This is a genomic window from Paramagnetospirillum magneticum AMB-1 (assembly GCF_000009985.1).
GTDB classification, from domain to species: Bacteria; Pseudomonadota; Alphaproteobacteria; order Rhodospirillales; family Magnetospirillaceae; genus Phaeospirillum; species Phaeospirillum magneticum.
This window is the reverse complement of sequence record NC_007626.1, coordinates 3,086,754-3,099,608: the sequence shown is the minus strand read 5'-3', so window position 1 is coordinate 3,099,608 and position 12,855 is coordinate 3,086,754. Positions and strand designations below refer to the sequence as shown.

At 67.1% G+C, this 12,855-nt stretch carries 13 protein-coding genes and 1 pseudogene; 5 read left to right on the top strand and 9 right to left on the bottom strand.

Going from position 1 to position 12,855, the window contains the following annotated elements:
- Nucleotides 1-30 precede the first annotated feature (30 nt).
- From AMB_RS14605 to AMB_RS14595, 3 genes are all read right to left on the bottom strand, one after another.
- Nucleotides 31-276 (bottom strand): exodeoxyribonuclease VII small subunit, encoded by a 246-nt coding sequence (locus tag AMB_RS14605; RefSeq protein ID WP_011385279.1) that lies wholly within the window; start codon nucleotides 274-276, stop codon nucleotides 31-33.
- Between the two features lie 115 nt (nucleotides 277-391).
- Nucleotides 392-1,681: a tetratricopeptide repeat protein gene (locus AMB_RS23480; protein ID WP_011385278.1), complete on the bottom strand. Its 1,290-nt coding sequence runs from the start codon at nucleotides 1,679-1,681 to the stop codon at nucleotides 392-394.
- Between the two features lie 8 nt (nucleotides 1,682-1,689).
- Nucleotides 1,690-2,622, bottom strand: a complete 933-nt coding sequence (locus AMB_RS14595; RefSeq protein WP_043744636.1) for a histone deacetylase family protein — start codon at nucleotides 2,620-2,622, stop codon at nucleotides 1,690-1,692.
- A gap of 96 nt (nucleotides 2,623-2,718) precedes the next feature.
- Here AMB_RS14595 and AMB_RS14590 point away from each other — a divergent pair, with 96 nt between their 5' ends.
- Together AMB_RS14590 and AMB_RS14585 are read left to right on the top strand one after the other, a co-directional pair.
- A complete protein-coding gene (locus tag AMB_RS14590; protein ID WP_043744634.1) occupies nucleotides 2,719-3,486 on the top strand; it encodes a TlyA family RNA methyltransferase in 768 nt (255 codons plus the stop codon).
- Nucleotides 3,465-4,028, top strand: coding sequence for an SOS response-associated peptidase (locus AMB_RS14585; RefSeq protein ID WP_011385276.1), 564 nt, complete (start codon nucleotides 3,465-3,467; stop codon nucleotides 4,026-4,028). The genes AMB_RS14590 and AMB_RS14585 overlap by 22 nt, the downstream gene beginning before the upstream one ends.
- A 6-nt stretch (nucleotides 4,029-4,034) precedes the next feature.
- On the opposite strand, the gene AMB_RS14580 is transcribed toward AMB_RS14585, so the two are convergent.
- Nucleotides 4,035-4,292 (bottom strand): hypothetical protein, encoded by a 258-nt coding sequence (locus AMB_RS14580; RefSeq protein ID WP_011385275.1) that lies wholly within the window; start codon nucleotides 4,290-4,292, stop codon nucleotides 4,035-4,037.
- Between the two features lie 157 nt (nucleotides 4,293-4,449).
- Nucleotides 4,450-4,929, bottom strand: a complete 480-nt coding sequence (locus tag AMB_RS14575) for an Hsp20/alpha crystallin family protein (RefSeq protein WP_011385274.1) — start codon at nucleotides 4,927-4,929, stop codon at nucleotides 4,450-4,452.
- Nucleotides 4,930-5,517: 588 nt separating this feature from the next.
- On the opposite strand from AMB_RS14575, the gene AMB_RS14570 reads away from it, so the two are divergent.
- Together AMB_RS14570 and AMB_RS14565 are read left to right on the top strand one after the other, a co-directional pair.
- Nucleotides 5,518-6,195, top strand: coding sequence for a response regulator transcription factor (locus AMB_RS14570; RefSeq protein WP_011385272.1), 678 nt, complete (start codon nucleotides 5,518-5,520; stop codon nucleotides 6,193-6,195).
- Nucleotides 6,182-7,564 carry a sensor histidine kinase gene (locus AMB_RS14565; RefSeq protein WP_011385271.1) on the top strand — a complete coding sequence of 461 codons (1,383 nt, stop codon included), beginning with the start codon at nucleotides 6,182-6,184 and terminating at the stop codon, nucleotides 7,562-7,564. Before AMB_RS14570 ends, AMB_RS14565 begins: the two co-directional genes overlap by 14 nt.
- On the opposite strand, the gene AMB_RS14560 is transcribed toward AMB_RS14565, so the two are convergent.
- The gene (locus AMB_RS14560) at nucleotides 7,545-8,312 is read right to left on the bottom strand and encodes a hypothetical protein (protein ID WP_011385270.1); all 768 of its coding nucleotides are present in this window, start codon (nucleotides 8,310-8,312) and stop codon (nucleotides 7,545-7,547) included. The two genes, AMB_RS14565 and AMB_RS14560, sit on opposite strands and share 20 nt — an antisense overlap.
- Complete coding sequence (locus tag AMB_RS14555) at nucleotides 8,312-9,547, bottom strand: MFS transporter (protein ID WP_043744631.1); 1,236 nt, start codon at nucleotides 9,545-9,547, stop codon at nucleotides 8,312-8,314. The genes AMB_RS14560 and AMB_RS14555 overlap by 1 nt, the downstream gene beginning before the upstream one ends.
- A gap of 184 nt (nucleotides 9,548-9,731) precedes the next feature.
- Here AMB_RS14555 and AMB_RS14550 point away from each other — a divergent pair.
- A pseudogene (locus AMB_RS14550) lies at nucleotides 9,732-10,978 on the top strand (dicarboxylate/amino acid:cation symporter).
- Between the two features lie 62 nt (nucleotides 10,979-11,040).
- Here AMB_RS14550 and AMB_RS14545 read toward each other — a convergent pair.
- Both AMB_RS14545 and AMB_RS14540 read right to left on the bottom strand, forming a co-directional pair.
- Entirely contained in the window at nucleotides 11,041-12,156 is a 1,116-nt protein-coding gene (locus tag AMB_RS14545) for an NADH:flavin oxidoreductase/NADH oxidase (RefSeq protein ID WP_011385266.1), read from the bottom strand.
- On the bottom strand, nucleotides 12,153-12,752 hold the full coding sequence (locus tag AMB_RS14540; RefSeq protein WP_043744628.1) for a TetR/AcrR family transcriptional regulator: 600 nt from the start codon (nucleotides 12,750-12,752) through the stop codon (nucleotides 12,153-12,155). Before AMB_RS14540 ends, AMB_RS14545 begins: the two co-directional genes overlap by 4 nt.
- Nucleotides 12,753-12,855 lie beyond the last annotated feature (103 nt).

Genomic DNA, 12,855 nt, shown 5'->3' with positions numbered 1-12,855 from the left:
TCAGTCAATGGTTCACTCGACTTTCAAGGATCACACGTTATCAACGGCCTGTAGGGCCACGCTGCCATCGGGACCCGATACGATCCGCTCGACCTTGGTTCGCGCCTCTTCCAGCTTGGCTTCGCAGTGCTTTTTCAGCAGCGCGCCGCGCTCATAGGCGACAATGGAATCATCCAGGCGGCCTTTGCCTTCCTCCAGCCGGCGCACGATAAGGTCCAATTCGGCCAGGGCCTCCTCGAAACTCATGGCGGCGATGTCGGTGGAGATTTCAGCCATGGGAACTCGTAACTCAACTAGCCTGTATCGGGTCTTCCAACGAAGCGCGGAAGTTTACGGGCGCCGACCTGCGAAGGCAAGCTTCACTGCGCACCATTTGAAAAATCTGTAGGTATTAGACGAAATTTTTAGTCTCGCCCCCTTGGTCGGCCAATTGCCGCAGGGTTGGGTCCTGCGGCCATTTGGCCAGGGCCAGGGCCAGGGCTTCGGCGGCGGCGGCGGTCTCTCCCAGGCGCACCAGCATCATGACCAGATAGACATGGGCCTCGCGGTAGTCGGGGTCGGATTGTATCGCCTGACGCAGCAGGGGCGGGGCCTGGGACAACCGCCCCAATTCGGCCTCCGCCATGGCCAGGTTGAACAGGCTGCGGGGGTGGTCGGGCTTGAGGCGCAGCACCTCGCGGAACGCGGCGGCCGCCTCGGCGAAGCGGCGCAGCAGGAACAGCTCGCCGCCCTTCTGGAACCGAGCCTTGGCCTCGGCGTCGGCTTCACCGCCAGCCCCGGCATCCGGGCGCCCGAGACCGGCCTCGGCAAGGTGGGCGGCATCCTCCGTCAGTCCGTCGCGCAGCAAGGACATCTGCCATTGCAGCAAGGCCTGATGGCGCAGCAGCTTGATGGTCGCTTCGAACGTCCGGCCGCCGGCTGAGAGGGTGACAGTCTGCTTGATGACGTCTTCCGGCCGGTGCGAGGTGGCGTGGAGGATGCGGACCCGCCCCTCGGGATGGATCGCCTGCGGAATGCCATCTTGGACTTCGATTCGGGCGGCATCCAGATTGCCGGCGCACAGGTTCCATTCCCACATGGGAAGCGGGAGAAAGCCGGCCGGATGGGCCACCAGATTAAAGGCGTTTTGCTCGAACAGATTTTCCTCGGGCATCTCCTGGCATTGCCGATCCCATTCCGCCAGGAAGTCCGGCGACGCGCAGGCGAAGAAGCCGGAATTGAGGTAGAGGGTGTCCAAGCCGATCCCCCGGGCAGGCGCCAGGGACTGAAAACGGGGGGCGGGCACCAGGCTGAGGGCCAGCCCGGTGGTGGACGCGTCGGTGCACACGGCCAGGGGCTTGCCCGTCTCCTGCAGGGATTGGGCGATGGAGGTCAGTAAGTCCTCCACCGGCGCCACCGCCATCATGTCGGCATCGAGCCAGAACATCACGTCCCAGGGGCGGTCCCGCAGATAGCGGCCCAGGGCGGCCTTGCACCGCCAGGGATGGGCTCCCTCCAATCCGGGCGGAGTGGCGACCAGGGCTCCCTTGCGCGCCAGGAAGGCTCGCTGCGGCCCGGTCAGGCCGAAATCGCAGACTTCGAGCCGGATACCGGGGGCATGGCGCCGCAACGAGGCGAACAGCGGAAACAGAATGAAAAAGTATTCGGCGTTGACGCCGGTGACGTAGCGGATGGTGGCCATGGAAGCCCCTAAAGCCCCATCAGCGCCCGGACATGCTCGCGGGCGCTGGCGGCCAGGGCGCGCAAGTCATAGCCGCCTTCCAGCAGGGAGACCACCCGGTTGCCGGCGGTTTCCTCGGCCACCTGGAGCAATTGCCGGGTGATCCAGCCGAAATCGGCGGTGGTCAGCCGCAAATGGGCCAGGGGGTCGGCGGCATGGGCATCGAACCCGGCCGAGATGATCAGGAAGTCGGGGGCGAATTCCCGCAGGCGGGGCATCAGCACATCGGAGAAGGCCATGCGGTAATCGTCGGAATTGGTCCCGGCTGGCAGCGGCACGTTGACCATGATGCCTTCGCCGCCGGTCTCGTCGGCCAGCCCGGTATTGGGAAAGGCGTGTTCCTGATGGGTGGAGGCATAGAGCATGCCCGGCTCGTCCCACAGGATGTGCTGGGTGCCGTTGCCGTGGTGCACGTCGATGTCGACCACCGCCACCCGCTTGAAGCCATGGGCGTCGCGGGCGTGCAGCGCGGCGATGGCCGCGTTGCAGAAGAAGCAGAACCCCATGGCGTTGTCGCGCTCGGCATGGTGGCCCGGCGGACGCACGGCGCAAAAGGCGTTGCGCACCTCGCCCTTGGCCACGGCGTCCACCGCCGCGATGCCGGCCCCGGCGGCCCGCAGCGCCGCCTCGCCCGAATAGCGCGACAGGATGGTGTCGGGATCCAGGTGGTGGTGCCCGTCGCTGTTGGGCACCGAGTCCAGCACATAGTCGATATGGCTGAGCGGGTGAGCCCGCATCAGTTGTTCCATGGTGGCATGCGGCGCTTCGTCTCGCAGCAGCATCATGAACTCCTCGCTCTCCAGGGAGGCGAGGACGGCCTTGATCCGATCGGCGCATTCGGGGTGATAATCCCCGGTGTCATGCTGCAGACAGACGGGGTGCGTGAACAGCAACGTTGTCATTCTGGCTTGGACGTCCCGCGTTTATATAAATTTTCTGTATTCTCGGGGAAAGGGGGGGCAATTTCCATCCCTGATTTTTGCATGGGACGGCGGCGTATGAGCGCAAAGAAGCGGGTCGATCAATTATTGGTGGAGCGGGGGCTGGTGGAAAGCCGTTCCAAGGCCCAGGCCCTGGTCATGGCGGGGCTGGTCTACAGCGGCGACCGGCGGGTGGACAAGCCCGGCACCGCCATGGCCGAAGACTGCGCCCTGGAGCTCAAGGGCCAGGACCATCCCTGGGTGTCGCGCGGCGGTCTCAAGCTGGCCAAGGCCCTGGAAACCTTCGGCCTCGATCCCCGGGACAAGGTCGCCATCGACGTCGGCGCCTCCACCGGCGGCTTCACCGACGTGCTGCTGGCCCACGGGGCGGCGCGGGTCTATGCCGTGGATGTGGGTCACGGGCAATTGGCCTGGAAGCTGCGCAGCGATTCCCGCGTGGTGGTGCTGGAGCGCACCAACGCCCGCCATCTGACGGCGGAACAGATCCCCGAGCCGGTGGACATGGTGGTGTGCGACGCCAGCTTCATCGGGCTGGAGACCGTGCTGCCCGCCGCCCTTTCCCTGGCGCGGCCGGGGGCCTGGGTGGCGGCGCTGATCAAGCCGCAATTCGAGGTGGGCAAGGGCCGGGTGGGCAAGGGCGGCGTGGTGCGCGAGCCCGAATTGCATGCCGAGGTGTGCGAACGCATCCACGCCTGGCTGGCGGGTCTGCCCGGCTGGCGGGTGGAGGGCATCACCGAAAGCCCCATCCTCGGCCCCGAGGGCAACAAGGAATTCCTCATCGTCGGACGCTACGAGGGCGCGCCATGTGCTCCCGCTTCGAGCTGAATGCCGGGTCCCGTGATCTGATCCGGCGTTTCGGCCTCACCGTCCCGCCGCCCTTTCCCCTGGGGACCGAGAGGCGTCCGACCGACGCCGTCCTGGTCATCGGCCGCGACGGCGCCTGTCTGATGCCCTGGGGATGGGCGGTGGAGTGGCAGGCCGCTCCGCTGATCAACGCCCGAGCCGAAACCTTGGCGGCAAAACCCACCTTCCGGCCGCTGCTGCGCGGCGGACGGGTGCTGGTCCCCGCCACGGCCTGGTGGGAATGGCCGCAACGGCGCAAGACCCGCATCGCCCTGGGCGACGGGGAACCGTTCGCCATGGCCGGCCTGAGCGACGGCCGACGGGTGGCGATCGTCACCTGCGCCCCCGGCGCCGAGCTGACGGCAGTTCATGACCGCACGCCGGTGGTGCTGACGCCCCAATCGGAAGCGGCCTGGATCGACGGCGCCAGGAGCTTTTCCGAGGTCGAGCCGCTGCTGCGGCCTCATCCGGGACCGTTCACCGTTACCGCCGAGGCTTCCGCCCAGGGCGACCTGTTCGGCTGACGGCGGTCAGTGAACGGCGTGTTCGCGCAGGAATTCTTCCAGCCCGTGGGCCCAATCGCCCAGCCGATCCTTGTGATGAATGACGGCGGCCTCCACCTCCTCGGCCAGGATGGCGGCCACCTTGGCACAGCCGTCCTCGGCGGCCAGCACGGTTTCCGCCCATTCGGCGACGACGATCAGAGGCAGATGCTCATGGCAGGCGACGGCGTCCAGTTGCTCGGCCGTCAGTCCGCTGAAGGCGATGCAGTCTTCCAGGCTCAACATGGCAGACCTCCCCTTGCTCCGGGACCGGATTAAGAAGACAGCCTATCACATTTCTCCGCCCGATGGTTGTGCGACCAGGGCGTGGCCGGCCTGCGCGGATGGTGGGGGAGACCCAACGGGTGGGGCGCCACCTCAGGGGTAGCGCCCCGAAACCACACTATTTGGTGGCGATGGGAATCTTGCGTCCCGTTTCCTTCGGCCGCTCGACCTTGGGCAGGGTGATGGTGAGCACGCCGTTCTCGTACTTGGCCTCGGTGGCGCCTTCGTCCACCTCGCCCACGGCGACCGTACGCTCGAAATGGCCGAACCAGCGTTCGGAAACCATGCCGTGCTCGGTCTTCTCCTCGTTTTCGGTCTTCTTCTCGCCCTTCAGGGTGAGAATGCCGTCATGCAGGCTGAGTTCCACATCCTCGGCCCCCAGGCCGGGCAGTTCGGCGACCACGCGAACCATCTTCTCCTCGTCGCGTACTTCCAGGGTGGGGAAGCGGTGACCGGCGAAGGCGGTCGGCACATCGAAGCCGTGCCACAGATCGTCGAACATGCGGTTGATACCGCGCTGAAGCGAAAGGAACGGGTCCAGACGCCCGTCACGGGTGGTCAGGGGCGTATGGCCCTTGGGGATCATGGTGCGTTTCATGGCCATCCTCCGTGGGTAGCTTGCGCGCCCGCTCAGGTCGCGCCGCCAGGGTGGGAAGAAACGCCGCCGATGACCGGCATCGCGCCATGACCCGCCGGAATCCGGCTTCCACCCGCGCCCGCGACGCGGCACGCGCCGGGAAGGCTTCGCTCGGAACACCTTCCCCTGGGATTCGATGTAGGGTGGATTCGTTCGGCGTCAACGGAGCTTTGTCGTGTTAAAACAAAGCATTGCTCATGGCAGGCATGAGCGCGGTGAATGATGTCTGTGATTATTACCAAAGGTTAATCGCGGTGAAATGCTGCGGTAACCTCGCGCCTGCCATGATCCGCCTCATAGTGTTGGAGAAGCGGTTGGCGGCAAGTTTGCGCTCCTCGCCAAAAGCCTCTCAAACTCCGGCGGAAACCGAACTCCCCGCCGACCGGCGAGCCACTTTCCCCCCCGAGTGGCTCCGTCGAACGACCGGCAGCGTCCCCCCGTTGCCGGACACCGGAAAAAGGCCCCCGCGTCGTCCCCCCTGGCGCGGGGGCTTTTCCGTGAGGGACGTTGCTTGTATGGTCCCCGGCACAACTTAGGTTATCGGACACGATGCGCATCCTTCTGATCGAGGACGACAGTGAAGCGGCGGCCTACATGGCCAAGGGCCTGCGCGAGGCCGGGCATGTGGTCGATCACGCCGCCACCGGGACCGACGGGCTGTTCCTGGCCACCTCCGAGCGCTGGGACGCCATGATTATCGACCGCATGCTGCCCGGCCTGGACGGGCTGGCCATCATCCAGGCGCTGCGCGCCGCCGGCAACACCACGCCGGTGCTGGTGCTGTCCGCCCTGGGCAAGGTGGACGACCGGGTGCGCGGCCTGAAGGCGGGCGGCGACGATTATCTGGTCAAGCCCTATGCCTTCGCCGAATTGCTGGCCCGCATCGAGGCCCTGTCGCGCCGGGTGTCCAGCACCCAGCCCGAGACCCGCCTCAAGGTCGAGGACCTGGAGATGGATCTGCTGGCCCGCACCGTGACCCGGGGCGGCCAGGAGATCGACCTGCAGCCGCGCGAATTCCGCCTGCTGGAATACCTCATGCGCCATGGCGGCCAGGTGGTGACCCGCACCATGCTGCTGGAGAATGTCTGGGAATACCATTTCGACCCGCAGACCAATCTGATCGACGTGCATATCAGCCGGTTGCGCCAGAAGGTGGACAAGGATTTCGAACTGCCGCTGATCCATACGGTTCGCGGCGCCGGATACACCCTTCGTGCGGCCCGCTAGCCTCCTTCGCACCACCACCTTCCGGCTGGCGCTGAGCTATCTCGGCATTTTCACCGTCTCCGCCATCGCGCTGCTGGCGCTGGTGTCGTGGAGCACCTCCATGTTCATCGAATGGCAGGTGCAGGAAACGGTGGAGGCCGAGGCCACCGGCCTGTCCGAGGTCTATCATTCGCGTGAATTGGGCGGCCTGGCCGAGATCATCGGCAGCCGCATGCGCCAGGACGTGGAGGGCCGCAATACCTATCTGCTGATGGGCCATTCCGGCCACATCCTGGCCGGCAACATCAAGTCCTGGCCCGCCGAGGTGTCCAGCCAGGTGGGCTGGGTGCGGTTCCGCCTGCTGCAGCTGGGCAGCGTCGGGCCGGGGGTCGAGGTGCTGGCCCAGGTCTACGAGCTGGCCGACGGCTACCGCCTGCTGGTGGGCCGCTCCCTGGCCGATGCCAAGCGGGTGAAGTCGGCCATCAACCGCGCCCTGGGCTGGGGTCTGGCCCTGACCATCCTGCTGGGCGTGGTCGGCGGCTATTTCACCAGCCGCCACCTGCTGCAGCGGGTGGAGGAAATGAGCCGCACGGCGCGCCGCATCTTCGGCGGCGACATGAGCCAGCGCATGCAGCTTTCCGGCACCGACGACGAGTTCGACTCCCTGGCCGACAGCTTCAACGAGATGATGGACGAGCTGGAGCGCCTGCTGGAAGGCATCCGCACCGTCTCCGACAATATCGCCCATGACCTGCGCACGCCCCTGAACCGGCTGCGCTCGCGCATCGATCTTGTGCTGCTGGGCGCCCCCGATTGCGAGGGCTATCGCCGCACCCTGGAAGAGACCCTGGCCGATGCCGACCATCTGCTGGCCACCTTCAACGCCATCCTGACCATCTCGCACGCCGAGGCGGCGGCGCGGCTGGACCGTTTCGAGGTCATCGACCCCGCCACCCTGGCCGGCGACGTGGCCGAGCTTTACGAGCCCCTGGCCGAGGAGAAGGGCTTGCAACTGCACTGCAGGGCCGATGGCGGCCTGACCCTCAAGGTCGATCGCCATCTGCTGTTCCAGGCCCTGGCCAATCTGGTGGACAATGCCGTGAAGTACACCCCTGCCGGGGGAGAGGTCTCGGTCACCGTCGAGGGCGGCCCGTCCAGCGTGGCGGTGTCGGTGGCCGACAGCGGTCCGGGCATTCCCGAGGAATCCCGCGAAGCGGTGCTGGAGCGTTTCGTCCGCCTGGACGCCACCCGCTCGACGCCGGGCAACGGCCTGGGGCTGTCGCTGGTTCAGGCGGTGGCCCGCCTGCACTCCGCCCGCCTGTCCCTGGAGGACAACCAGCCCGGTCTGGTGGTGCGGCTGGAATTTCCTGTTACAGATCGCCAGGCTTGAAGCGCAGCAGCATGCGCCGGGGCCAGGGCTTGCCGTCGTCGGGCGGCATCTGCAGCGGCTGGGCCATGCGTAGCGCCAGCAGGAAAGTCTCCAGCATGCGCTTGTTGGTGCCGTCCGGCAGCGAGGAATAGCCCCGGATCACCGAATCGGGATTCCACGGCGCATCCTTGTTCATGGGACCCGACAAGGTGCCGTCGCGGTTGACGATCAGGGTCGCGGACAAGATGGTGTCGGTGCCCCGCAACGCCCCGGCGTTGAAGTGCCACATGCGCAGCACCTGGGCCAGGATCTTGTCCTGGGTGCTTTGGGCCAGATCGCCGGCCGCCGGCGCGGCGCGGCTGAAATTGCCGCTGTCCGAGGACAGGGTCGGGGATTGTCCCGCTGGCTTGGCGGGCTCGGGCCGGGTCGAGGCTTGCGGCGCCTTGGAGGTTTCCGCGTGGGGCGCGGCCTGCAATTGCGGGCGCTGCACCGGCAGGGGCGGCAGGGGCGTCGGCAGGGCCTTGGGCGGCTCGGGCGGCGGCTGGGGCGCGGCGACGGGGGCGGGCGGCGGCTCGGGCGCGGGCTTGGGCGGTTCGGGGGCGGGCTTGGGCGGCTCGGGCACCACCTCCACCTCCATGGTCCGCTCGGTCCGCTCGGGCAGCAGGGCCGACAGGTCGTTGACCTCCAGCGCCAGGGTGACCAGCAGGTGCAGCAGCGCCGAAAGGCCAAGGGCGGCCATCTGCCGCCGGTCGAGGGTCATGGCTTGCATCAGGGCTTTTCCGCCCGGCAGGCCGGGACTTGCCAGAGCAGGGCCAGCAGGGTCAGCCCGGTGGGCACGCCCAGACCCACCGCCCAGGCCATGGGCGGCCAGCGGCCGTCCACCTTGTCCCACAGGCCGATCATGGCGCCCAATCCCCATTGGATGATGAAGGCAGCCACGAAGATGGTCAGGTTGAGGCTGGTATTGACCCGTCCCGCCAGCCGCAGGGGAAAGCGCCGGGTCAGCACCGCGTAGTTGATGGAACAGGCCGTGCCGGTCAGCCCATAGAACGCCGCCAGGGTCAGGGGCGCGGCGCTCCAGCCGGCGGCCATGGCGCCCAGGGCCAGCACATGCAGGGCCATGCCGACGGCGCCTTGGGTGATGGCGGGAACGCCCAGCTTCTCCAGCCGCTCGGCCATGGCGCCCACCGAGAGGTAGCCCAGCGCCATGGCCGCCGCCATGACGGTCAGGCCGGTGGCCGACTGGTCGGGGGTGAAGCCCGCGACATCGCGCAGCCAGGGACCGGCCCACAGGCCCTGGATGGACATGAAGCTGCCCATGGACAGCATGGTGGCGGGGGCGACCCGCCAGAAGCCGGGGTCGCGGTAGATTTCAGCCACTTCGGCGATCTGGACCCGCAATCCTCCGGCGCCGGCGGCCTGGGGGCGGTCCGGCACGGTCAGCCACAGGAAGCTGGCCGCCGCCAGGGTGAGAAGGGCCACCCCGGCATAGACGCCGCGCCAGTCGGTCAGGTGCAAGGCGGCCTGGACCGGGGCGGTGGCGGCGATGGCACCCAGGCCCCCGGCCCCCAGGATGATGCCGTTCATCAGGGGAATGCGCTGGGGCGGAAAGAATTGGACATTGGCCTTCAGCGCCGCCATCAGGCAGGACGATACGCCGAACCCCACCAGGGCGCGCCCCACCACCAGGGCCGGCACGGAGTCGGCCAGCGAGAAGGCGAAGGCTCCGGCGGCGGCGAAGCAGAGGAGAAGGCTCTCCACCCGCCGGGGGCCGAAGCGGTCGAGCAGGATGCCCAGGGGAAGCTGCGCCGCCGCGAAGGTCATGAAATAGATTCCGGTCATCAAGCCGATGTCGGACCCGTCCAGATGGATGGCGCGCCCGATCTCGGGGGCCAGCACCGCATTCACCGTCCGGTAGAGATAGGACAGGAAATACCCCGCCGCGAAGGGCAGGACCACCCGTCGCAACAAGGCGGACGCGGCAGGCGGGGCGGAAGAGGGCACGGCATGAGTCCTTGATGTCAGCGGAATTCCCCATGGAAAACCGGTGCCGGGGCTGGGGGCAACTGAAAAATTCTCAAGGCCCCCTGCGCCTTTGCCGCCGACCATCGGATATCCGCAATCGACAGGCGCTCGCCCGAACGGGTAGGAAGCGGGAAATAATCATACCCCATCGAGGAACAAGCCGATGAAGCGTCTGACCAGTCACCTCTATTTTTGGGTTCTGCTCGCCATCTTCGCCGGCGGTACCCTCGGCTTCTTCTATCCGGACGTGGGCGTCAGCCTGAAGCCCCTGGGCGACGGGTTCATCGCCCTGGTCAAGATGCTGATCAGCCCGGTGATCTTCTGCACCGTGGTGCTGGGCATCGCCGGCGCCGGCGACATGAAGAAGGTCGGCCGGGTGGGCGGCAAGGCGCTGCTGTATTTCGAGGTGGTCTCCACCTTCGCCCTGGTCATCGGCCTGATCGTCATGACCGTGCTGCGCCCCGGCGACGGCTTCCACGCCGACCCCGCCGCGCTGGACGCCAAGGCGGTGGCAAATACGCCAAGGCCGCCACCGAGCAGAGCACCGTGGACTTCATCCTGCACATCATCCCCAAGACCCTGGTGGATGCCTTCACCGGCGGCGGCGATCTGCTGCAGGTGCTGCTGGTGGCCATCCTGTTCGGCTATGCCATGACCCATATGGGCCGGGCCGGTCAGGGCGTGCACATGTTCATCGAGGAATGCTCGCACATCTTCTTCGCCATGATGAACACCATCATGAAGGTCGCCCCCCTGGGCGCCGGCGGCGCCATGGCCTTTACCATCGGCAAGTACGGCGTGGCCGCGCTGAAGCCGCTGGCGGCGCTGATGGGCAGCTTCTACCTGACCTGCTTCCTGTTCGTGGTGGTCGTGCTGGGCACCATCGCCCTGCTAGTCGGCTTCAACATTTTCAAGTTCATCGCTTACATCAAGGAAGAGTTGCTGACCGTTCTCGGCACCTCGTCCTCGGAATCCGCCCTGGTGCCCCTGATGCGCAAGCTGGAGGCCATGGGCTGCTCCAAGTCGGTGGTCGGCCTGGTAGTTCCGTCGGGGTATTCCTTCAACCTGGACGGCACCAACATCTACCTGACCATGGCGGCCCTGTTCGTGGCCCAGGCGCTGGACATCGAGCTGACCTTCACCCAGCAGATCACCCTGCTCGGCGTGGCCATGCTGACCTCCAAGGGCGCGTCGGGCGTCACCGGCGCCGGCTTCATCACCCTGGCCGCCACCCTGGCGGTGGTCCCCAGCGTGCCCGTCGCCGGTCTGGCGCTGATCCTGGGCATCGACCGCTTCATGTCCGAGGCGCGGGCCCTGACCAATTTCGTGGGCAACGGCGTCGCCGCCGTGGTGGTCTCCAAGTGGGAGAAGGAACTGGACCACGAGAAGATGAAGGAAGTCCTGGGCTAGGCTGTCCCCCCTCTCCAGGACGAAGCTGGGCCCGTTCAGCCGACGCTGAACGGGCCCTTCTCTTATTCGGCCGCCAGATTGGGGCGGGCGAGGGCGGCGCCCGGCCAGGCCCGGGTTCCCGCCGCCCGGTATTGCGGCGGATAGGCCATCTCGGCCCCCAGGACCTGGGCGGCATGCCAGACCCAGCGGGGATTGTCCAGGAAGCCGCGCCCGAGGGCGATCAGGTCGGCCGAGCCATCGGCCAGGGCCGCTTCGGCCTGTTGCGGCGAGGCGATCAGACCGACGGCGCGGGTGGGAATTCCCGCCTCGCGCCGGATGCGGGCCGACAGGTCGATCTGGTAGCCGGGGCCGAGGGGGATCTTGGCATAGGACACCAGCCCGCCCGACGAGACGCAGACATAGTCGATGCCGGCCTCCTTGAAGGCCTTGGCATAGGCCACCGCCTGATCGGCGTCCCAGCCGCCCTCCACCCAATCGGTGGCGCTGATGCGCAGCCCCAGGGCCTTGTCGGCGGGCCAGACGGCGCGCACCGCCCGGATGACCTCCAGGGGGAAGCGCATGCGGTTTTCCAGGCTGCCGCCATATTCATCCTCGCGCCGGTTGGACAGGGGCGACAGGAATTGGTGCAGCAGGTAGCCATGGGCCGAGTGCAACTCGATGAAGTCGAAGCCGACGCGCAAGGCGCGCAGGGCGGCGTCGACGAAGGCCTGCTTCAGCCGGGCCAGGTCCTCGGCGGTGGCCGCCTTGGGGGCGGGCCAGCCCTCGTCGAAGGCGATGGCCGAGGCCGAGATGGTTTGCCAGCCGTCGGGTGAGAACTTGCCGCCCTCCCACGGCGGGGCGGAACCCCCCTTGCGGCCGGCATGGGCCAGTTGCACGCCGATGGCGCCGCCGCCGCCGAAGCTTTTCAGGGCGGCGACCAGCCGGGTGAAGCCGGCCTCGGTGGCGTCGTCGTAAAGACCCAGGCATTTGGGCGAGATGCGGCCTTCCGGCGTCACGCCGGTGGCTTCGATCACCACCATGCCGGGGCCCGACGCCGCCAGGGCGCCGTAATGCATCAGGTGCCAATCCTGCGGTACGCCGTCCACGGCCGAGTACTGGCACATGGGAGCGACGGCGACGCGGTTGGGAACGGTCAAGCCGCGCAGGGACAGCGGCTGGAACAGACGGGGTTGGGTCATGCGGGCCTCGACAATGTTGAGGAGAGGTGGGCTTGGATGATGATTTCGGCGCAGGCGGCGGCCGAAGCCGAGGGGCCGTCGGCCCCCATGGTGTTGCCGGCGGAATAGGCGCCTTCCAGCAACAGCATCAACTGGTCGGTCAGCGATTTGGGCTGGGCGAGGCCGAGCCCTTCCACCAGGGTGGACAGGCGGCGGCGCAGTTCCTCCATGTGCCGCGCCACCACCAGGCGGCCGGGATGGGCATGATCGGGGAACTCCACCGACATGTTGACGAAGGGACAGCCCCGGTACTGGGAGCCCGAGGTGCGCCTGGCAACCGCCTCGAACAGGGCGCGCAACTGGCGGCGCGAATCGTCGGGATGCCGGGCCATTACGCCGTCCCACCACTCCCAGTACATCTTGTCGCGCATCTCCAGGAAGGCGGCGATCAGGTCGTCCTTGGAAGGGAAGGCGCGATACAGGCTCATCTTGGCGACCCCGGCCCGCTCGATCACCGTGTCGATGCCGATGGCGCGGATGCCTTCGCGATAGAACAGGTCGTTGGCGGCGGCCAGGATGCGGTCGCGGGCACAGGGCTTGTCGGCGGGTTCGGTCATGCAATGGCTTCGGCTGTTGGGGCTTTGGTCGTCAGCTTCGATGGTTGACATGATACAGACCTGTCTGTATTAGTCAAATGATACAGACTTGTCTACCTCATTT

Excerpts from the sequence above, each read along its gene's own strand:
- AMB_RS14595 (WP_043744636.1), bottom strand. The coding sequence starts at position 2,622 with ATGACAACGTTGCTGTTCACGCACCCCGTCTGTCTGCAGCATGACACC.
- AMB_RS14570 (WP_011385272.1), top strand. The coding sequence starts at position 5,518 with ATGCGCATCCTTCTGATCGAGGACGACAGTGAAGCGGCGGCCTACATG.
- AMB_RS14545 (WP_011385266.1), bottom strand. The coding sequence starts at position 12,156 with ATGACCCAACCCCGTCTGTTCCAGCCGCTGTCCCTGCGCGGCTTGACC.
- AMB_RS14605 (WP_011385279.1), bottom strand. The coding sequence starts at position 276 with ATGGCTGAAATCTCCACCGACATCGCCGCCATGAGTTTCGAGGAGGCC.
- AMB_RS23480 (WP_011385278.1), bottom strand. The coding sequence starts at position 1,681 with ATGGCCACCATCCGCTACGTCACCGGCGTCAACGCCGAATACTTTTTC.
- AMB_RS14575 (WP_011385274.1), bottom strand. The coding sequence starts at position 4,929 with ATGAAACGCACCATGATCCCCAAGGGCCATACGCCCCTGACCACCCGT.
- AMB_RS14585 (WP_011385276.1), top strand. The coding sequence starts at position 3,465 with ATGTGCTCCCGCTTCGAGCTGAATGCCGGGTCCCGTGATCTGATCCGG.
- AMB_RS14580 (WP_011385275.1), bottom strand. The coding sequence starts at position 4,292 with ATGTTGAGCCTGGAAGACTGCATCGCCTTCAGCGGACTGACGGCCGAG.
- AMB_RS14540 (WP_043744628.1), bottom strand. The coding sequence starts at position 12,752 with ATGACCGAACCCGCCGACAAGCCCTGTGCCCGCGACCGCATCCTGGCC.
- AMB_RS14560 (WP_011385270.1), bottom strand. The coding sequence starts at position 8,312 with ATGCAAGCCATGACCCTCGACCGGCGGCAGATGGCCGCCCTTGGCCTT.
- AMB_RS14590 (WP_043744634.1), top strand. The coding sequence starts at position 2,719 with ATGAGCGCAAAGAAGCGGGTCGATCAATTATTGGTGGAGCGGGGGCTG.